Source organism: Aquimarina ulvae (genome assembly GCF_053613295.3).
Window position 1 is genome coordinate 56,690 of record NZ_JBSIBP030000007.1, and the last position, 20,183, is coordinate 76,872.

Sequence of the window (20,183 nt, forward strand, 5' to 3'; positions counted from 1 at the left end):
TTTATGGATACAACGATTCAGAAAACTATTTTATTTGGAATTTTTATCGTTATCGGATTTTCATTAAAACGAAAATTCAAATCAAAAGCAGAAATACAGGGCTTAAAGAAAATAATTCTGAACCTTGCCTTACCCGCTACGATTTTTATTGCTCTGATGGGCATAGAAGTAGATCCTAGTCTATTAGGGCTACCTTTTATAGCCTTAGGAATTAACCTGTTTTTGTTTTATGCATTCCCACTTGTACTACCTTTCGTAGGCTTTAAGAAAAACACCTCAGATTATAGAACCATGCGCTTGATGATTCCGTCACTGGCACCGGGGTTATCTTGTTTTCCTTTCATTGCAGAAATATTGGGACAAGAATATCTTGCCAAAGCAGCTATGGCGGATTTAGGCAACAAAGTTTTTGTGTTAATCATCTTGTATAGCATTGCGATGCATTGGTATTTCAAACAATCTTCTGAGTATAAATCTTATCGTAAAAAGGAAAAAGGAAAATTAAAATCATTATTAGTTACTTTGTTATCAGAGCCCGTTACTGTTTTTATTTTAGTGGCATTAGGTTTTATGACTGTTGGTTTTACTTTTGAAAGTCTACCTGCTATTGCAAAAGATGTTTTACTAAAATTAAGCTTGTTAATGACTCCTTTGGTAATGCTTTTTATTGGTCTAGCAGTAAAAATCCGTAAAGATCAATGCGTCAAATTACTTGCTATCCTCCTATTACGTGCCGGCGCAGTGATGCTTATATGTGCTGGAATTATATGGATCACGAAGATTTCTGTGCGAGAAGATATTCTTTGGATATTAGCATTTTCACTGAGCGCTTGCAGCTTCTGGCCGTATGCGCATATTGCCGGGATTGGTGAGAAAGAGAAAAAAGAATTTGGAAAAGAAAAAACATTTAAAAGTTCTATGGCCATTAACCTGCTTGCGCTATCCTTTCCGTTATCAACATTAATGATTATGGTGATTATGCTCAATCCCGAATTTATGATGGTGACCACACATATCATCGGTGTAGCTATAGGTTGTGTAGTAATCGGTGCCGTGTTAGCGATATGGATTCAATTAAAAGAAACAAAAGGAGTACGTTTCAGCAGAAAAATAATTCGATTAAAATGGTTGGATTTTAAAAAAGCATAATTTTTGGATACTCTTCTTCTATAAAAAACGGATGAAAAGCGCGAAGTAAACATACATGCAGGCTGTGGATTTGAAAGCAATTTTTGGCGATTGCGAACCTAAATAATGATGATCATGTAGGTTTTTTATATACCAAAATTCCAGAATGATATGTATCCGTTTCTAATGAAGATATACTAGTTATATTTGATTCGGTAGCTTAGGAATTACGAAAGGGCGTACAATTACGAAGAAAAATCAAACTCCCTGGTCTTTAAATGATTTTTAATACGATGAAGAATAATATACCCAGATACCTTTATTGATTGGAATATCTTTTATCTCTTCTTTATAAATTTTATGCGTAATAAACATAATTATCCTAAATGTAACCTTAGGATTTTTGGGTGAAATTTCATTATCTTTTTGATTGATTACAACTTTTAGGTCATCAGAACTAAACTCATTATAGTCCTCTCTGGCAACTACGACCAACCTTATATGTTTGTCTTCTAACTCCCAGGTATTAGACAAGTACTCTGTACTCACAAAACGCTCCTTTTTTACTATAGGAGTACCCAAAGTTTTTTGGAACTGTTTGAGAGCCTCATTAACAGTCCGACTATCAATAGCCAAAATTTTATCAAAAGAGGTTGATGCACCAATACTCATCGGAACATTATTTAAGTTCGTAATTGTATATAATTTTGAAAAAAATAATGAATTGTATTTTGCAACACTATCTGTACTATTGGTTCGATCTCTCGAATAGTGAAAGCAAGGAAGTTTCATATTGTTTTTGTCGAAATAAGAGTAATAAGGCCCACTATACACAGAATCTTTTGAATAGTGATTTCCTTCTTTTAATACTTTTTCGTAGAACTTTTCAACATTAAAAGAATCGAATGACAATTTATCTAGATCGACAATACCATCTCCTAGATATTCTGGTTGGGTATATTGATTTGATTGAGAAGAACAACCTGTAATAACTACTATTACTAGTAAAAGAAAGCACTTTTGGATTTTCATTGTTTAACCTCTTATTTGACAAAAATAAATAAATCCTGTCTTTTAAATCACCCGGTTTTCAGTGAAACCTAAAAAGAAGATCCATCCTTTTCCTGAGTATTTAAGTAAATTTTATTAGGTTTAATCTAAAAAATAATACCTGCGCAAAACTATTGCGTAGAAACGTGTCATCTTTGCTTCATCAATTAGATAATATCATGAAGAATAAAATTAGCATTACAGGAAAGACATTGATTGATTTAGGATTTAGATCTGGGAAGTGGTTTCCAAAAGCAATTGAATATATCAATACACATCAACTAGCTGACGAAGCAATGCACGCATATTTAGAACAATATAAACTGCCGCCTATTCAGGAACTGCATCAAAAACCCATAGACTTTAAAATTAATATTAAAGCAGAGAATCAATTAGAAAAAGATAATGTTACCAAAGTAACAGACTCTATGAAGGAGTTAATGAAAACGCCAACAATCGTAAACGGGGCGGTGATGCCAGACGCATGTCCTGCCGGTCCTAAAGGGACCATTCCTGTTGGTGGTGTCGTAATAGCCAAAAATGCGATCCATCCAGGAATGCACAGTGCTGATATCTGTTGCTCTGTGATGCTAACTGATTTTCGTAAAACAGATCCTAAAAAAGTACTAGATGCAGCACAAGTTAACACACATTTTGGCCCTGGAGGAAGACCTCGGGGACATCAATACAACCTGACTGATGAGCTATTAGCCGAGTTTAAATCCAACTTTTTTCTTAGAGAAGACAAAGACATAAGTATGGCTAGAGAGCATTTAGGAACTCAGGGAGATGGTAATCATTTCTTATTCGTTGGTACTTCTGCCAAAACAGGAAATACCATGATGATCACACATCACGGATCGAGAGGTGTTGGTGCCAGATTGTATAAAAAAGGAATGCATATTGCTAACAGGTTCAGAAGAGATTTATCTCCGGACACCTTGCAACAAAACGCATGGATTCCTTTTGATACAGAAGAAGGACAATCCTATTGGTCGGCATTGCAAATCATCAGAAAATGGACAAAATTAAACCACGAAGTTATTCATGATGCAACTTTACAAACGTTAGGCGTAGAGGTTAAAAACAGATACTGGAACGAGCATAACTTTGTGTTTAAAGAAGGAGATTTATTTTATCATGCAAAAGGGGCAACACCCTTAGACAAAAATTTTATGCCAGATATTACAGGACCGAGATTGATTCCGTTGAATATGGCTGAACCGGTATTAATTGTCGAAGGTGCAACCACGGATACCAACCTAGGATTTGCACCGCACGGAGCTGGAAGAAATATGAGTAGAACACAGCATAAACGAAATAAAGAAGGACAAACCAGAGAAGAAATCTTTAAAATGGAAACAAAAGGTCTGGATGTGCGATTTTACTCTAAAGAAATTGACATCTCTGAATTGCCGAGCGCCTACAAAAATGCTGCAACGGTGAGAAACCAAATGCAGGAGTTCGGTTTAGGTACTGTGATTGATGAAGTGATGCCATACGGTTGTATTATGGCTGGAGATTTCCAAATCAATGCACCTTGGAGAGTAAAAAGGAGAAATAAAAACATATAGTCATATGCCAATCTGAGCTTCTTCCCAAGGCTGACAGGTGTCGAAGGACTCAGCGTGTCAAATAAAAATAAAAAATCGCAACAAGAAAAAGAACCCTGTATTAAGTTTTTAACTTAAAATTTAATACCGATGAAATCTTATGAAAACAAGAAATTTTACAATTACAAAACAAGTCATAAAAGAAAAAAGAGAACCAAAAGTGCCAAAATTTGGTGGAAAAGTAATTCTTGGGAATATCGCAGATCTTTGCGTAGAAAATATCGTAATCAGTGTAAATCAATTCTTCATAGAAAAAATGAGGGTGAGCATATTGAATTTCCTCTTTACAAAAAAAACACTTTGGTGGGAAGCATAATAATCATATTCTTCAAAGGGAGATAATTAATTAAATCCATTTAATGGCCTATCAAAAGTTTGTTGCAAAATTTGAAATGAAAATACCGTGAAATTTAGACTGTTTGAGCGTAGCGAGTTTCTAAAATTTAAGTGTTAAACCATAAGTTCAAACAAACTTTTGTAAACCTAGACTTTTTTGTTTCTTTTTTGGACGATGTAAAAAAGAAAAGAATTAAGAAACAAAATGAAGCTATTAAAAACCATACAAAACAGCAAACAGTTCCTTTCAGACTCCTATAAGGAACGCTATGCTGATTTTTTACATGAAGAACATCTACTGATTCTTGCAAAAAAACTGGAGCGATATAATCAGTTTAGGGTTCCTAAAAACCTTCTGCTTCCCCATTTTGATGAAGAAATAACACCGCCACTATCCGAAGTATTTAAAAATTTTGAAACATTGTTACAGCATCCAAATACAACTCCAAAAGATTGGGCAGAAACCATAGAAACCACACCGTTCGAATATCTTTTGATATTGATTGGACAACGATGGACTGCAGCTACCTTAAAAAATGAGAAAGCCATTCCTCCGTTACAAAAGAATTTGTTGAATAGTTGTTTCATCCCTTTTAATGATCAAATCTGCATGGCTACCAGAGCTTGGGAAAAACATATGGGAAGATCAACAGATAATTTCTGGGGAGAAATGAAAGGGAATCCAACCGAGAAAGAAGAAAAAGTTCGCAAACTGATTACAGATATGATTCAGAATAAAACCTGGTGGAACATCTTCTATCATTATAGACATGAGCTTGTATATGAGATTCGAGTACCTAGCGGACATGGTATTCGATGGAATGCAGACGGAACAAAGTTAATCGGGTTTTTAGAGCCGTTTTTATAAATAGATATGCTGAAGTTACTTGTTTGTTTATCTTTGTGGTAACTGTAACCAACCATACTACTTACATGATCCATACCTTAGAAAATGACCAACTAATCGCTACCATTGATACTGCGGGAGCAGAATTAACCAGTATCAAATCAAAAAAAGACAACAAAGAATATTTATGGCAAGGTGATCCCAATATATGGGCAAGTCAAGCTCCTGTTCTTTTTCCTATTATTGGCGGACTAAAAAATGGATCATATACCTATAAAGAGAAAAGCTATTCTTTACCAAAACACGGATTCATTCGTTATAATAAAAATATTATAGGAGCGCAAAACAGTCCTACTCAAGTATCATTCTCACTATCTACTTCAGAAGAAACATTAAAGAGCTATCCTTTCAAATTCAAATTCACTATTAGTTTTGAACTTATCAATAATCAAATCAGAATTTCGCATAGTATAGATAATAACGGTTCGCAACCGATGTTTTTTTCAGTTGGAGGACATCCAGCTTTCAATTGTCCTATACACCCGTCAGAAACCTATGAGGCTTATTATATCTTATTAGAAAAAATAAGCAATACGGATTGTTATGTACTTACATCAAATGGATTGATTAGTGATCAAACTATATCTGTCATAGAAGATCACAAAATCTGGCTTACCGATTCTATTTTTGATAATGATGCACTTATTTTTAAAAACATCAAAGCAGAAAAAGCCACTCTTGTTCATAAAGAAAAAGGACCTGTACTTTCTATGGATTTTAAAGATTTTCCGGATCTGGGTATTTGGGCAAAACCCAAAGCTCCTTATGTATGTATCGAACCTTGGTTAGGATATGCGGACGTAGAAGAAACAACACAAAATATTGAAGAAAAAGAAGGGATCCAAAAGCTTGATGAAGGAAAAACGCATAACAGTAGTTATACAATCACTATAACAGATTGCAACTAATATAAAAGTAAATATAGTATCCCCTAAAATTTTAAACCAACTACTTATAAAATTACTTTAAAGTTTTCTAGTATTCGTATAAGACAGTTTGATCAGAATTTGTTATGTTTAGTAAAACTTGATTCCCTTCAACTTGTAGATTAGAAATATCAAAATCCAATTCTTGTGTTATAAAGGCTAGACAGGCTTCCTCATTTTTAAGTGATAACCTCAAATTTCTTTGCGGTGGGTTCGATTCGAAAACATTTTCTGAATCAATTAATTTTAGAACTCAGGTATTTCCATCACAACCACCTGCACTAAGATTAATTGCCAAACAAGTATCAGCTATTGTTACACTATTAATTGTTACTTGATCTGAAGGTGCATTCGTATATTCCGAAGCACTTATCAAAGTTGTAAGATCACAGTTACTAGGATTTACATTGTTATCATCATCATTAGAACAACTAAAAACTGTTATTCCGGTTAGTAATAGAATTAGTATACGTTTCATGATTACGGATTTATGTTATACCATAGATGAAAATTTTATACAATGGTTGGGGTGAATTCTGCTAAAGATTTATATGAGCTATTGTTATTTTATAATCCAAACTTCGATACAACTAAAGTTAGCTAAACACCTAACGATTGCGCTGTTGTATTCTTCTATAAGGAAAATCTTCTTTAGATTGAGCAGCATTTGTCTTTTCATTTTTCATATAACTTTTATGGATCCACCTTTTCTTATCCGTATCTTCCGTAGTAAAAACGATATTCCCTTTGCTATTCTGAACGGTTCTGAAATTGGTTGTTTTATTGACGTTTTTAACCACACCTTTATTTTCAGTTTTAATTGCATCCATAAATGTCGTTACATCTTTTACTGTACAAGCCTCATAATCTTTATCATTTTGTTCGCTAATAGCTTCGACAATAATCGACTCTAATATTTTATCCCACAAATTCTTAAAAAGACGTTGATTATTATAGATCTCTACTGCATAAACTTTACCATTGATTGCGTATGCATATCCAATTGTATTGTCCGTTGTTATTAAGTCCTTAAACTTATTATAGTATTCTTTTTTTGCACTATCCAATTCGTCACTCTCTAGCGCTAATTGCAAGCTCGTATTGGATGCGTTATTGGCTACATTTACCGTTTTCCCATTTTTTCTGGAAAGATTATCATTTAAACGATCCTTCTGTTCCGCTACTTTTCCCCAAACCTTACTCTGATTTTTTTCGTGTCTTGCAGCAAGTTTTAATTCTCTAGATGATAACATTTTGGTATTAGATGCAAAAGAAGAAAGAGTTTCATTACCACGTTGTCTCCATCTACCTTGTTCTACACAAAAACTTTGTAATTCTACATTCTTTGCTTTTGGAGGAATAATTACATCATAACTTATTGTTCTATCCTGTTTTCCTCCTTTTACAATATCTCCAGAATGAATAAATATATAATCATCGCTATTATTATCCAACAGCAATTGATTTACATTTCCTGTTTCTTTTACCGTCACTTCTCTTGTATTCATTACTTCAGATAAGGTTTTATAAATATTACCAGATATTTTTTCTTCACCTGTAATCATAAATAGCGTAAGATTCTGAACACGTATTCCTTCCTTAATTTTAATTTCTTCTGTAATCTGTTCATTACTTGAATCATCAGTAATCTCTTGATTTTCTGAAATTTTGATCTTTTTGAAACCAAATAATAGAATACAAATACTAAAAACGGATAAAATAATTGAGTATGCTTTCATGATTGTTTTTTTTCAAAAATATCTAGTCGAATGACAATTCTCAATAGGTATCGAGTGAGATGACCTTTTCATTTAGGGAATCACTTTTACCGTTGAGGTAACTCATAAAAGAAACACTTTAAAAAAATAATCCTCATTCTTTTGTAAGTTTTATTTCTTTATCTTGACTGAGTATGACAATTAATACCTTAAAGCACCTTTTTGATCTGTAATAAAAGAAATATTGCAATTCTTATTTTTGCCCTTTCGCAAGAAGAAGAAATAAAGAGAAAACCTTTCCTAAAGAACAATTCATTACAATCGAATCTTACTTCGCGAACAATTACTTTAGTCAAAAAAACAGGATTAGATTATTTTGTATACAGTGAACAACAACAATTAGGAACTAGTTTTGGAGAGCGTTATTCGAACGCAATCAATGATATCTATGCGAAGGGATATGATGCAGTAATCACTATAGGAAATGATACGCCTAATCTTAATAAAACGCGCTTACTAAAAGCAGTAGAAACGGTACAAAAAGGACAATCTGTAATTGGTCCTTCTTATGATGGAGGTTTTTATCTTTTAGGAATTCATAAAGAAGCTTTTCATCAAAAAGAGTTTTCCGAATTTCAATGGAATACGTCTAATGTAAGAAAAGAACTATATAGCTATCTGAAATCTTATAATACATCTTTTTATCAATTAGATTTTTTATATGATTTAGATCATTTTTCAGATATTATAAACATATACAAAACACTTCCATTTTTATTAAAAAAGTTGAGAAGAGTTTTACAAATAATACTTCGTACAGAAGATAAAATTCCTACTGTAACAGAAGTACTTTTATCACATATTTCTTCACATATATATTACAACAAAGGATCTCCTAGTCGTACTCCATAGTACTTGAAAAGATTTTTTGTTCCACACCAAGTACTCCAATTTAATTAAAAACAATACGAATTACCCTATGGGAAATACAGAGCATTGATTCGCTTACATCATTTTTAAGTGTTTCGATAAGCATGTTCTTATAGGTTGATGATACACTCAATTATATTTTAATTTATGAAATGAGTCATAAAAACTTTGTTGGTACCAACCGAGAAGATTATTGGCGAATTACATCTGAAAATTAAAACCAATACATACGAATAGATGAAACTCTTTCTTAACGTCATTTTTATTTTTTTTACACCTTATCTAATCATTTCTCAAGAAACCACAGGAACGCTTCAGGGTACACTTACAGATACTAAAAACAACCCTATACCCTTTGCGACGATACAATGTATTGATGTTTCTACTAATTATAAATACGGAACTATTTCTGAAGAAAATGGTTTTTACAATATCACCAATCTATCTCCTTCCAATACCTATAAATTACAGATTTCATTTGTAGGTTTTCAGACCTTCATAGAGGAGAATGTTACGATTCAATTAGGGAATACAACCATTAAAAATTTTGTGATGTCGGAGGATAGCATATCCTTAGAAACTGTTGTTGTAACAGGTTCTTCGAAAAGTCAGAAAAATGGTAATGAAACCTTACTAGGAAAACGAGAGCTTAGAACTACTCCAACCATCAGTAGAAGTATTCAGGATCTCACCAAAAATCTAACAGAAAATAACCTTAATTCTTTTGGTGGAGCCAGTAATCGATTTAACAATCTTAATATCGATGGTATTGCCAATAACGATGTGATCGGTTTTCAGGAACCAGCTAGTGGTGCGGCTGGATCCTCCGCAAACGGAACACCAGGAAGTCTCTCCAGAACCCAACCAATTGGGTTGGGCGCCGTAAAAGAACTCTCTGTAAAACTAGCTCCATTCGATGTAAGTATCGGAAATTTTAGTGGTGCAAGTATTAATTTGGTAACTAAAAACGGAACCAATACCACCAAAGCAGCAATATATGGATACGGAAACAATCAGCTTTTATTAGGTAAGTATGCGGATGGTATCAAGCAAGAAAGCGCTAACTTTTATGACGTTCAGTTTGGAGGTGGAATCGGTGGACCGATTATAAAAGACAAGTTGTTTTATTATGTAAATGTAGAACTGGCACTCTCGGATAATCCTGTACTAAATGCTCCGGGTAGTGCTACCTCTAATATCGCTGAAGAAGATGTACAATTAATTTCGGATCATCTAATTTCAGAATACAATTATGACCCAGGTTCTTTTACCAACGCTTCTATTAAAACTGCCAGTACCAAAATATTTGCTCGACTGGATTACAATCTATCCGATCAGCATAAAATTACCTTACGTAATAACTATGTAAACAGTTTTGCCGATAATTTAGAATGGAGTTCTTCTATATTTAACTTTGGAAATCAAGGATACCGTCATAACAGTATAGCTAATAGCTTAGCGCTAGAGTTAAAATCCAATCTTACTAATGGAATTACGAATCAACTTACATTAGGATATAATACCGTAAAAGAAGATAGAGATTTTGATGGTCGAGTATTTCCACATATCCAAATTGCTTCTAATTCTAGTAATCGCATATTTGCAGGAACCTATCGAGAAGCTTCTGTATATAGCACTGATTTTTCTACCTTACAATTAGCTGATAAAATATCATATACTTCGCAAAAACATACAATTACCGCAGGTGGATTAGCGCAATTTCATGATGTAGATTACGGATTCTTATCTGCGTGGAACGGACGTTGGGAATATCGATCCGTACAGGACTTTCTAGATGATAGTCCCAGTCGTATACGCGGTGTATATAATATTAATAATAATGATTTTGATTTTGTAACTAGTCGACCATCTGCCACCGTTTCTGTTATAGAAACTGCGTTATACATACAAGATCAATTTAGAGTTTCTAACCAATTTTCTGTTACCGCAGGTATCCGAATCGACACACAGTTTCTACCAAGTAATTTACCAATCAGTCAGGAAGTATTAAATACTCCAGAGTTTAGTCAATTTGATAATAAGATCTCCAATGCACCACAATTCAATCCTCGATTAGGATTCAATTATTCATTTGATACTAATAATAAATATAAATTACGTGGAGGCACTGGACTATTCTCTGGCAGAATTCCATATTTATGGTTTGCATATGTAGAATATATATCAGGAACAGAATATTTTAATATTGATTTACGACCTACAGATGCTACTCCTCTTACTGAGAACCTAGCAGATTTGCGAAGTATCCAATCTAATCTTACCGAAATTAATTTAATTGATAATGACTTTACATTACCTAGAGAATGGAAAACGAATCTAGCTTTTGAAGCAAAATTACCTCATCAATGGAATTTAAACCTCGAAGGAACGTATACCGAAGTATTAAATGCACTATTTTTTCAATCCATCAATCGCAGAAATGAACTTGGAAATTTTGCTGGGGCAGATAATCGTCCCTATTTTTTGCAAATAGGTGAGGATATAAAAATTAATCCAAATTTTACCAATGTATTCCTATTAACCAATACAGATAAAGGATACCGCTATAATATAACAGCAAATGTTTCTAAAAGAATAGGGAATTATAGAGGAACTGTAGGATATACGTATGGAAAAAGCAAGGATATCTCGAGTACTGTAAGAAGTTCTCCTGCAGCCAATTTCGAGTGGAATCAAGCTATTTTTGGCAATGAACCTACTATTTCTTTTTCTAATTTTGATCTAAGACATAAGATAGTATCCACACATTCTTATGATATTAATTTTGGAAAAACCAATACAGCTTCTATTTCATTTTTATATAATGGCCGTTCCGGAAGTCCGTTTTCATTCGTTTACCAAGGAGATCCTAATCGGGATGGTTCCTCCAGAAACGACCTGATCTACGTGCCTAGTGACCAATCAGAAATACAACTAGTAGATATTGTAGATAATAATGGCATTATTATGACCTCAGCAAATGAACAGTGGCAACAATTAAATAACTATATCGAGAACAATTCTTATTTAAGAAGCAGAAGAGGTAATTATGTAGAAAGAAATGGAGCCAAAACTCCTTGGAATCACGAATTAGATATGAAATTGCAATATGGAAAACAACTAAAAAATGGAAACAGTATCACAGTATCTTTAGATATGCTAAATGTATTTAACTTTATTAATCGTGATTGGGGACGCTTGGTATTCGTACCTAATGTAGTGAACTCTAGTTTTAGTTTACTCAATTTTGTTGGAATAGAAAATGAACAACCACAATATCAATTTAATGTAGATCCAGATGAGCAACCTTGGAACATAGATTTACAAAACTCCCGATGGAGAGCGCAAATTGGTATTAAATATGGGTTTTAAAAATCATATCTTAAGTGAATTACGTATTGTAATCTTATTCAGAATCAAAATGAATTGTTATTGAAATTTGGAACTTATTTAATATTAAACTCATATTTGCATTCTAAATAAGAACAAAAAACAAGTTTTAAATAGCTATGAATCTATTTTGTACACATAAAAAAGGACGCTGTAAAGCTGTTTTCAAATCGAAGGCATAGATAAAAAACTAAAAAAATATATATTCTAAAGAGCGTCCAAAAAAATTGGACGCTTTTTTTATGTATTATCTTTTAGAAACTATGAACACTCAATAAAATGTTGTTTGAACGACACTCATAAGAATTACAGTTAGTTAGCTAATAGATTAATATTCGTTACTAAACGAACAGGAATTTCCTTGCTCAAAATAAAGTGTAACTAACTGATAATCATAAAAATAAATCATATAATAATTTGCATACCTGAAAAATAGGTTTCATATTTGCACCGCAATACAGCAATCATTAAACATAATAAGTAGTTGTTACACTGAGCCCTTCGACAAGTTCAGGACAGGCATTGTCGAAGTGTTGCTAAACATAAAATTATAAATCATTAATAACCGAAGTACTATGACCTTTACAAACATATACACAGATACACCAAGAGAACGAGGTTCTTTTATGTATATGCTTCGGGACTTCTATAACTCATAAACTGATTGCAACAGTTTGATATAAAGTCCGAAGCCAAAAAAAAGTTTCGGATTTTTTATTCCTAGTAACTTAAATCATATTCAATTGTCATATGTAACTCTTTCAGCGGGTTAATAAATGCTACTGAAATCTCGTTACACATAATTGGATCTTTTCGAAAACAAAATCAACAAAAATTAATTTTTAAGTAATTATCAAATGAGATTTTACAACCACAACAGTTAGAGTTTCAGTTATCAGGAGATATGCTGGAATCATTAGTAAGACAATTATGAATTAAATAAAATGTCTAATGAAACCGGCACATATTAAAAGCCAAAGACAAAAAGAAATTCGTCGTATTCAAAAAAGACAGCGTAAAATCTGGGAAGAACAACGAAATCTAGGTTATATAAAATTAGAAAAACCTATTCGTCATGGTTGGTTTAAAGAATCTGTAATTACCAAAAATGTAGAAAAATATAAAAATCAGAAATACATTGAAGAATTACATAAAAAGTTAGAAAAATCATTTTGGGGAAGAACTAAAGAAGAAGCCGAAAAAAAATGGCTTCAAGAAACTTCAAAATATTTAATTAACAAAGAACTTCCAACCATAAGCCGTAGGACCTTTAATAGGTTAAGTGATGGTGCGCAGAGAATGTGTATTCCTTTTAGATATTATACCAAGGATAAGAAACTAAAACTTCGGTTTTATGTCAACTTACCTAAAGGTACTTATAAGATCAAATTCACGAAAGCATATGTTACGTATAGCAAACGAATTGATCCTCAACTAGAAAGTGAAGATGCATTACTAGAGCAACAATTACTAAAAAACGGATACTTCGAAGAGGTACAAAAACAATACAACTGGAGAGATTATTGGCAAATCTCCAAAAGTAGAAAAGAAAAGCTAAAAACGAATAGCAAATTAAGGGATCTAAAAAAATATACGATTCCAGAAATTATAAAAGAAGAAAGATCATGGGAAAGAAATTAAGCGGAAAAGACTTAATCAAATTAGGCTTTCCAAAAAACAATAGTATTAATGTGACATTGGGTCAGATTAATCGATATCAAAAAAGAGTAAAAAAAGAACACATATTAATAGAAGCTAAAAAGGTATTACTACATCCAGAAGCCTATCAAGGTGATGGGGTATGGGGTAAGATTGCTGAGAGTTTACTAAAGCCAGTGGAAGTAAAAAAACACGCTTTAAAAACTACCAGATCACCATTTCAGATTTATGGCGAAAATGAAATCGATGAGCAAGCAAAATACCAATTGTATGATGCACTCAAGTTACCAGTAGCAGTTGCGGGAGCTTTAATGCCAGATGCACATAGCGGATATGGTTTGCCCATTGGTGGAGTGCTTGCCACAAAAAATGCAGTGATTCCGTACGGTGTTGGAGTGGATATCGGATGTAGAATGTGTCTAACAATTTATCCTATTGCTATCTCCTATTTAAAAGGGAAAAAGCATCAATTGGAAAACATATCGTCTGAGCACACCAAATTCGGGATGTATGAAACCCATAAAATAAAGCATGATCATGAGATCTTCGAAAGAGAGGAGTTTAAGAACATACCTCTAGTAAAAAGACTAAAAGATAAAGCATATAAACAATTGGGAACCTCTGGCGGTGGTAATCATTTTGTAGAATTTGGAACTGTAGCTATTACAAAGGCAGAAAATGAATGGGGATTGGATGTAGGTACGTATATAGGTGTGTTATCACATAGTGGTTCTCGAGGATTGGGAGCTAATATTGCAAAACACTATACCTATTTAGCAACCAAACAATGTCCATTGCCAAAGCACGTACAACAATTAGCTTGGTTAGATCTAAATACGCACGATGGTCAGGAATATTGGTTAGCAATGAATCTTGCTGGAGATTATGCGCAAGCATGTCACGATGATATTCATGCCAGAATCGGAAAATTATTGGGATCACGACCTGTTGCAAAAATTGAAAATCATCACAATTTTGCTTGGAAACAAGAAGTAAACGGAGAGGAATGTATTGTCCATAGAAAAGGAGCGACTCCTGCTGCCAAAGGCGAGTTAGGAATTATTCCGGGATCTATGACAGCGCCAGGATTTATAGTGAGAGGATTAGGAAACTCAGAAAGTTTGCAATCTGCTTCACACGGAGCTGGAAGATTACATTCCAGAAGAAAGTGTAAAGAGAAATTTACCAAGAGTGATATCAAAAAACAATTAAAAGCAAATGATGTTACACTGATTGGTGGAGGAATTGATGAAGCACCTATGGCGTACAAGGATATTACTAAAGTAATGGCTAATCAACAAGAATTAGTTGAGGTAGTCGGAACATTCACTCCAAAAATCGTGCGAATGGATAAGTGATATGATTTGGGCGTTACCCTTTGGGTCGGGCTTTCGCTCATACTCCTCGATGTTACACTTCGACAACACTTCGACAAGCTCAGTGTGACATCTGTGGGGTATCCGCTCTATCCCTAACGCAAAAAAAGAATAAAAATGGAGAATGGCCTATCGAAAGTTTGATGTAAAATTTGAAGTGAAAATACCGTAAAATTTTAGACTGTCTGAGCGTAGCGAGTTTCTAAAATTTAGGTGTTGAACAATAAATTTAATCAAACTTTCGTAAGCCTAGATTTTTTTGGTTCGTTTTTTCATCAATGAAAAAAATGAACAGGTTTAAAAAAAACGTAAAAATGAAAACTAAAATAATTCAAATAACAGCTGGACGAGGACCCGCAGAATGTTGCTGGGTAGTAGCGCAGGTATTAAAACTATTTCTTGAAGACATTAAAAATAGCGGATATACATACAGCATACTACAAAGAGAAAAAGGTTTTGAAAATGGAACCTTACAATCTGCAACAATACAGATAAAAGGAAAAGAAATAGACCTTTTTATAGCGTCGTGGATAGGAACCATTCAATGGATCGGCACTTCCAAATTTCGGAAGTACCATAAACGAAAAAACTGGTTTATCGGCATATATGAAGTAAAACAGGAACAAACCATAGCTATAAAAGAAAAAGACATTTCTTTTCAGGCAATGCGTAGTTCAGGTCCTGGCGGTCAAAATGTAAACAAAGTAAATTCTGCGGTTCGCGCTACCTATCATCCTACAGGAGATCAAGTAGTAGTGATGGACAGTAGATCACAACATCAAAATAAAAAAATCGCAATAGAACGATTAAAAGAAAAAGTCTATCAAAGTCAACTTACTAAACTTCAGAAATCACTAGATGATCAATGGGAAAATCATCTAAACGTAGAACGAGGGAATCCCATTAAAGTATTTAAGGGTACTGACTTTAAAAAAAACTATAAAAAACAATCGTATGCGTCTAATCGACAACAATTAAAAAAAGATTTACGCAACGAATTAAAAAACTAGGATCATGGGAAATTTACTAGACAAATACCTATTTCAGGCATTGGATGCATATCCATATAACCTAGAGGAAGCCGTAGAATCATTAAACTACGCATTGTCATATGATGAAAAAAATCCAGTAGCACTATGTTTAATGGGACAAATCTATGCAGAAAACCTAAGAAATTATGAAACTGCAAAAGAGTATTACCAACAAGCACTAGCAGAAGATATATACGCATTGGATGTATATCCAAAATATATCAATGTTTTACTATGGAACGAAGATTATGACGAAGCAGAAAAACTCATTGATTTTGCATTGACACTAAAAGGAACAGATAAAGCTGTATTGTATTTAAAAAAAGGAATCCTTTTTGAACAAAAAAAAGAATACAAAGCAGCATTAAAAGTTCTAAAGACTGCTAAGATATATGCTTATAACAATTACTTTATAAGTGATATTGAAGGCGATGAAAAAAGAATCAAAGATAAAATGCCCAAAAAGAAGACGAGTAAAAACAAAAAAGATAAGAATACTAACAAATCTTCTAAAAAGGCAAACAAGAAAAAGAAATAATTTAACCAGACCTGTCAGGTTTTAAAAACCTGACAGGTCAAAAAAATTGAAACATATGGGAGCTCCACATAATAAAAACAGATATGGAGAACTATGGCCAGGCTATAGAATACAATATGCACTGGCCGCACTAGCTCCATTAAAAGAATTAGTCATCCTTTCTGGAGGTTGGGCATGGCATTTTTTATCACCTGTAGGACATACAGAATATAAGCATGCTCACGATCATAAGGATATTGACCTTTTTGTAGACCCAAAAAATGTAGCGGAGGTAATGTACATATTACAGGAACAAGATTTCCGAAAAGTATGTACGCGATATGATAAATTGAAAAGCGATGAAAATTTTAGACGTTATGAAAAAACTGTCTTTCATCAACAAGAAAAATCAGTCCGAATAACTATTGATTTTTTTGTAAAAGCTATTATTCCATCTCGCACAGCAAAAGGGTGGACAATAGTAGAGCCTTCTTATTTATTAGGACTATATTCTAATATACACTCTAGTGATAAATGCTGGGCAGTACAAGCTACTAGCAGGCTATTAGATCAAAATATTGATCCCTTAGACAGAAAGGAATTAGTAACTATTCCGAAAATAAAGTTACAAACAAGACCTCGCACGTCTTAAAAAAACTTGTGAGGTCCATAACACAAAATAAAATGACAACTACTAATACAATTATAATCATAGACTTAGAAGCTACATGCTGGAATGGTTCTATTCCAGAAGGACAAGTAAACGAAATTATAGAAATAGGAATCTGTTTATTAAACACAGAAACAGGAAAAATTTCTAAAAACGACGGAATCCTGATCAGACCAGAACGATCAGAAGTAAGTACATTCTGTACAGAACTAACAACAATTACCCAAGACCTATTGAATCAAGAAGGTGTTTCCTTTACAGAGGCTTGTAAAATTTTGAGAACTGATTATCACGGGCATCAGCATACTTGGGCTAGTTATGGGCAATATGACCTGAATATGATGAAAAGTCAATGTGGTTTTCGAGAAATAGAATACCCATTGTCTCAAAATCATATCAATGTAAAAGAGCTTTTTAACAAGACCAAAGGTTTACGAAAAAAAGTTGGCATGAAAGGAGCTTTATGCATATTGGATATCCCTTTAGAGGGAACACATCATAGAGGTGTTGATGATGCAAAAAATATTGCTAAAATTCTTGATTCTTGTTTTAACCAACAATTAACTTCTTAAGAGTTCCAATGAAATGATTAAAAGATATTAGTACTTTTGATCCAACACAAAAGAAAATAGTCTAACTTATGAAATAAAAAATGCTTTTTCCTAATACCAAAAGTACTCTCGTTTTTCTATTAAAGGAAATTACAACCGACATTCCTTATCCGTTGAAATATCAGAAAAGATATCCGTAACAACGAATTAGCAATAAAAATTATATTTTTTAGTTACATATGTTAATGTTTTCAAAGTCATTTATAGTATTCTTTTTTTTGATTACCAACTACACGCTTTTTGCTCAAGTGGAAACAAGTAAACAATTAAAAAACATACCTAATGACAGAGAATTACTTGATAATGCTCGTGATTATCTAACCTCAGAAAATGAGGATAGAGAAAATGCATTTAGGATTAGTCATGAAATACTAAAAAGAACTAACTCTGAAAATAACATAGTTACTGCTTATAATATTTTATCATCCTACCATTATCGTACGTATGCAACTGACTCCGCATTATATTATGGCAAAAAAGCTCTTCAATTAAACAAAAGCAAACATGACACACTGTCTTTAAAATCTTTATCTATTTCCTATAAGCTTCTTTCGAATGCATCAAGAGATAAAAATTTAATTGAAGATAGTAAAAAATGGGCTTTAAAAGGTATTGAAACTGCCAAAAAAATTCAGGATCTTGAAGAATTATATTGGCATACAGCAAATTTAGCCATAACCTATCGGATTAGTGGCAACATCCAAAAAGCTTTAGAAATTTTTGAATCAACACTCGAATTCCAAGAGAATCCCAATAGTTATGGGTCTATAGCTCTTTGCCACATAGATTTAAAAAATTACACAAAAGCAATCTTTTACCACAAAAAAGCACTGGACTTCTATATCGCGGATAATAATCAAAGAAGCGTAGCAATATCTTTAATGAATATTGGTGCTGTCTATTTAGAAATGGGTGAAGGCGATAAAGCTTTAGTTTATTTTAACAAATCACTACCTATAGCCAAAAAACACGGGTATCCCCTTATTACTTTAAACAATCTAATAAATATTAGCGAGGTCTTTCAGCTTCAAAAAAACTTTAAAAAAGCGATAGAAGGATATACCAATGTATTAACTATGGCGAAACAATCAGGATATTTTAGACAACAATTATATGTATACGACCGTCTAAAAGCTATCGCTTTAATCGAAAAGCAACCAGAAAAAGTAATCGCCTACATGGAAAAAAAGATCCATCTAAAAGATTCTATAAATAAAATACAAAGGGATGAAGAGGTTTCTAAACTAGAGGTAGAATATGAGACCTTAAAGAAAGAAAAAGAAATAACCGTTTTAAAAAAAAATCAAGAACTCAAAGTTTTAGAAATAGAAAAACAGCAAACGCAAAAAAAAACACTTACCTACGCTTTTATTATCATTATAATACCTTTGGCAGGTTTGCTTTTTCTCTATTACCAAAAAATAAAAAACCAAGATTTACTGATCAAAAAACAAGATGAGATAGCAAAACAAAAAATAAAAACATTACTTCAAGATCAAGAGTTAACACTCATCAAAACTTCTGTAAGTATCCAAGATAAAGAAAGAAAACGCATTGCTCAAGAACTTCATGATAGAATAGGAGGTAATTTGGCCGCTATAAAACTCCAGTTTAGTGCGACTGCCCCAAAAAATATGGAAAACTTTGATTTTTTATCTCAACAACTAGACGACACCTATAAACAGGTAAGAATGCTTTCTCACGATCTAATCCCTGAGAAATTCAAACAAAACAACTTCACTCATTTATTGAAAGAATACACTCAAAACATTGGTAACGCAAGTGAACTGAGCATCAAAATTTCCACTTACCAAGAAAAAAAAATAAACAAGATAGATCACTCTTTTCAAAATAATTTATTCTCTGTTTTTCAAGAACTTATTACAAATACTATAAAACATGCGAATGCTTCTAATATTCAAATCCAAATCGATCTTATAGAGAACCTTTTTCATATTATTTTCGAAGATGATGGTAAAGGGTTTGACACTTCTAATACATCTTTTGGTATTGGTTTATCAGGTGTTAAAAATCGTATACAAAAATTATCAGGGGCTATGCATATGGACTCACGATTAGGCAGAGGGACCATTATAAATATTGAAATTCCAAAACCTTGATAAATACTTCTAAATTTTTAATAGATCTCTTTTCTATTTCCATTTAATAAAACCTGATCGATATCAGATCACTAATAGTAACTGTAAAAATAGTATTGCTTAGTTTTTAGGCTTATACAGATTATCCTTTATTCTTCTAATGTATAACCTCGGTGTTGATGACGCTAAAAACATTGCTAAGATACTACTTTGGTGCTTGTC

The 20,183-nt window shown here is 33.0% G+C and carries 17 protein-coding genes; 14 read left to right on the forward strand and 3 right to left on the reverse strand.

Annotated elements, in window-relative coordinates:
- The first annotated feature begins 3 nt into the window (after window positions 1-3).
- A complete protein-coding gene (locus ACWGOQ_RS15730; protein WP_452059098.1) occupies window positions 4-1,149 on the forward strand; it encodes an AEC family transporter in 1,146 nt (381 codons plus the stop codon).
- Between the two features lie 264 nt (window positions 1,150-1,413).
- On the opposite strand, the gene ACWGOQ_RS15735 is transcribed toward ACWGOQ_RS15730, so the two are convergent.
- The gene (locus ACWGOQ_RS15735) at window positions 1,414-2,160 is read right to left on the reverse strand and encodes a hypothetical protein (RefSeq protein ID WP_452059099.1); all 747 of its coding nucleotides are present in this window, start codon (window positions 2,158-2,160) and stop codon (window positions 1,414-1,416) included.
- A 197-nt stretch (window positions 2,161-2,357) separates the two neighbouring features.
- Between ACWGOQ_RS15735 and ACWGOQ_RS15740 the strand changes: the two genes are divergently transcribed.
- The 4 genes from ACWGOQ_RS15740 (at window position 2,358) to ACWGOQ_RS15755 (ending at window position 5,942) form a co-directional block, all read left to right on the forward strand.
- Entirely contained in the window at window positions 2,358-3,752 is a 1,395-nt protein-coding gene (locus tag ACWGOQ_RS15740) for an RtcB family protein (protein ID WP_452059100.1), read from the forward strand.
- 139 nt (window positions 3,753-3,891) lie between these two features.
- On the forward strand, window positions 3,892-4,107 hold the full coding sequence (locus ACWGOQ_RS15745; protein ID WP_452059101.1) for a hypothetical protein: 216 nt from the start codon (window positions 3,892-3,894) through the stop codon (window positions 4,105-4,107).
- A 225-nt stretch (window positions 4,108-4,332) separates the two neighbouring features.
- Window positions 4,333-4,995: a tRNase toxin domain-containing protein gene (locus ACWGOQ_RS15750; protein WP_452059102.1), complete on the forward strand. Its 663-nt coding sequence runs from the start codon at window positions 4,333-4,335 to the stop codon at window positions 4,993-4,995.
- 65 nt (window positions 4,996-5,060) lie between these two features.
- On the forward strand, window positions 5,061-5,942 hold the full coding sequence (locus tag ACWGOQ_RS15755; RefSeq protein ID WP_452059103.1) for an aldose 1-epimerase family protein: 882 nt from the start codon (window positions 5,061-5,063) through the stop codon (window positions 5,940-5,942).
- Between the two features lie 271 nt (window positions 5,943-6,213).
- On the opposite strand, the gene ACWGOQ_RS15760 is transcribed toward ACWGOQ_RS15755, so the two are convergent.
- Window positions 6,214-6,438, reverse strand: a complete 225-nt coding sequence (locus ACWGOQ_RS15760) for a hypothetical protein (RefSeq protein ID WP_452059104.1) — start codon at window positions 6,436-6,438, stop codon at window positions 6,214-6,216.
- Between the two features lie 130 nt (window positions 6,439-6,568).
- Window positions 6,569-7,699: an ARPP-1 family domain-containing protein gene (locus ACWGOQ_RS15765; protein WP_452059105.1), complete on the reverse strand. Its 1,131-nt coding sequence runs from the start codon at window positions 7,697-7,699 to the stop codon at window positions 6,569-6,571.
- 201 nt (window positions 7,700-7,900) lie between these two features.
- Between ACWGOQ_RS15765 and ACWGOQ_RS15770 the strand changes: the two genes are divergently transcribed.
- From ACWGOQ_RS15770 to ACWGOQ_RS15810, 9 genes are all read left to right on the forward strand, one after another.
- The gene (locus ACWGOQ_RS15770; RefSeq protein ID WP_452059106.1) at window positions 7,901-8,590 is read left to right on the forward strand and encodes a TIGR04282 family arsenosugar biosynthesis glycosyltransferase; all 690 of its coding nucleotides are present in this window, start codon (window positions 7,901-7,903) and stop codon (window positions 8,588-8,590) included.
- A 255-nt stretch (window positions 8,591-8,845) separates the two neighbouring features.
- Window positions 8,846-11,980, forward strand: a complete 3,135-nt coding sequence (locus ACWGOQ_RS15775) for a TonB-dependent receptor (protein ID WP_452059107.1) — start codon at window positions 8,846-8,848, stop codon at window positions 11,978-11,980.
- Between the two features lie 969 nt (window positions 11,981-12,949).
- Window positions 12,950-13,639 (forward strand): hypothetical protein, encoded by a 690-nt coding sequence (locus ACWGOQ_RS15780; protein ID WP_452059108.1) that lies wholly within the window; start codon window positions 12,950-12,952, stop codon window positions 13,637-13,639.
- A complete protein-coding gene (locus ACWGOQ_RS15785) occupies window positions 13,624-15,015 on the forward strand; it encodes an RtcB family protein (protein WP_452059109.1) in 1,392 nt (463 codons plus the stop codon). Before ACWGOQ_RS15780 ends, ACWGOQ_RS15785 begins: the two co-directional genes overlap by 16 nt.
- A gap of 332 nt (window positions 15,016-15,347) precedes the next feature.
- Window positions 15,348-16,043, forward strand: coding sequence for a peptide chain release factor H (gene prfH, locus ACWGOQ_RS15790; protein WP_452059110.1), 696 nt, complete (start codon window positions 15,348-15,350; stop codon window positions 16,041-16,043).
- Window positions 16,044-16,047: 4 nt separating this feature from the next.
- The gene (locus ACWGOQ_RS15795; RefSeq protein ID WP_452059111.1) at window positions 16,048-16,602 is read left to right on the forward strand and encodes a tetratricopeptide repeat protein; all 555 of its coding nucleotides are present in this window, start codon (window positions 16,048-16,050) and stop codon (window positions 16,600-16,602) included.
- A gap of 55 nt (window positions 16,603-16,657) precedes the next feature.
- The gene (locus tag ACWGOQ_RS15800) at window positions 16,658-17,233 is read left to right on the forward strand and encodes a hypothetical protein (protein ID WP_452059112.1); all 576 of its coding nucleotides are present in this window, start codon (window positions 16,658-16,660) and stop codon (window positions 17,231-17,233) included.
- A gap of 32 nt (window positions 17,234-17,265) precedes the next feature.
- Window positions 17,266-17,823, forward strand: a complete 558-nt coding sequence (locus ACWGOQ_RS15805) for a 3'-5' exonuclease (protein ID WP_452059113.1) — start codon at window positions 17,266-17,268, stop codon at window positions 17,821-17,823.
- 287 nt (window positions 17,824-18,110) lie between these two features.
- Complete coding sequence (locus ACWGOQ_RS15810) at window positions 18,111-19,982, forward strand: tetratricopeptide repeat-containing sensor histidine kinase (protein WP_452059114.1); 1,872 nt, start codon at window positions 18,111-18,113, stop codon at window positions 19,980-19,982.
- Window positions 19,983-20,183 lie beyond the last annotated feature (201 nt).

What these genes read in the sequence shown, in the direction of transcription:
- ACWGOQ_RS15780 (WP_452059108.1), top strand. Translation starts at nt 12,950, where the DNA reads ATGAAACCGGCACATATTAAAAGCCAAAGACAAAAAGAAATTCGTCGT.
- ACWGOQ_RS15800 (WP_452059112.1), top strand. Translation starts at nt 16,658, where the DNA reads ATGGGAGCTCCACATAATAAAAACAGATATGGAGAACTATGGCCAGGC.
- ACWGOQ_RS15735 (WP_452059099.1), bottom strand. Translation starts at nt 2,160, where the DNA reads ATGAAAATCCAAAAGTGCTTTCTTTTACTAGTAATAGTAGTTATTACA.
- ACWGOQ_RS15775 (WP_452059107.1), top strand. Translation starts at nt 8,846, where the DNA reads ATGAAACTCTTTCTTAACGTCATTTTTATTTTTTTTACACCTTATCTA.
- ACWGOQ_RS15755 (WP_452059103.1), top strand. Translation starts at nt 5,061, where the DNA reads ATGATCCATACCTTAGAAAATGACCAACTAATCGCTACCATTGATACT.
- ACWGOQ_RS15765 (WP_452059105.1), bottom strand. Translation starts at nt 7,699, where the DNA reads ATGAAAGCATACTCAATTATTTTATCCGTTTTTAGTATTTGTATTCTA.
- ACWGOQ_RS15785 (WP_452059109.1), top strand. Translation starts at nt 13,624, where the DNA reads ATGGGAAAGAAATTAAGCGGAAAAGACTTAATCAAATTAGGCTTTCCA.
- ACWGOQ_RS15745 (WP_452059101.1), top strand. Translation starts at nt 3,892, where the DNA reads ATGAAAACAAGAAATTTTACAATTACAAAACAAGTCATAAAAGAAAAA.
- ACWGOQ_RS15805 (WP_452059113.1), top strand. Translation starts at nt 17,266, where the DNA reads ATGACAACTACTAATACAATTATAATCATAGACTTAGAAGCTACATGC.
- ACWGOQ_RS15740 (WP_452059100.1), top strand. Translation starts at nt 2,358, where the DNA reads ATGAAGAATAAAATTAGCATTACAGGAAAGACATTGATTGATTTAGGA.
- ACWGOQ_RS15795 (WP_452059111.1), top strand. Translation starts at nt 16,048, where the DNA reads ATGGGAAATTTACTAGACAAATACCTATTTCAGGCATTGGATGCATAT.
- ACWGOQ_RS15750 (WP_452059102.1), top strand. Translation starts at nt 4,333, where the DNA reads ATGAAGCTATTAAAAACCATACAAAACAGCAAACAGTTCCTTTCAGAC.
- ACWGOQ_RS15760 (WP_452059104.1), bottom strand. Translation starts at nt 6,438, where the DNA reads ATGAAACGTATACTAATTCTATTACTAACCGGAATAACAGTTTTTAGT.
- prfH (WP_452059110.1), top strand. Translation starts at nt 15,348, where the DNA reads ATGAAAACTAAAATAATTCAAATAACAGCTGGACGAGGACCCGCAGAA.
- ACWGOQ_RS15730 (WP_452059098.1), top strand. Translation starts at nt 4, where the DNA reads ATGGATACAACGATTCAGAAAACTATTTTATTTGGAATTTTTATCGTT.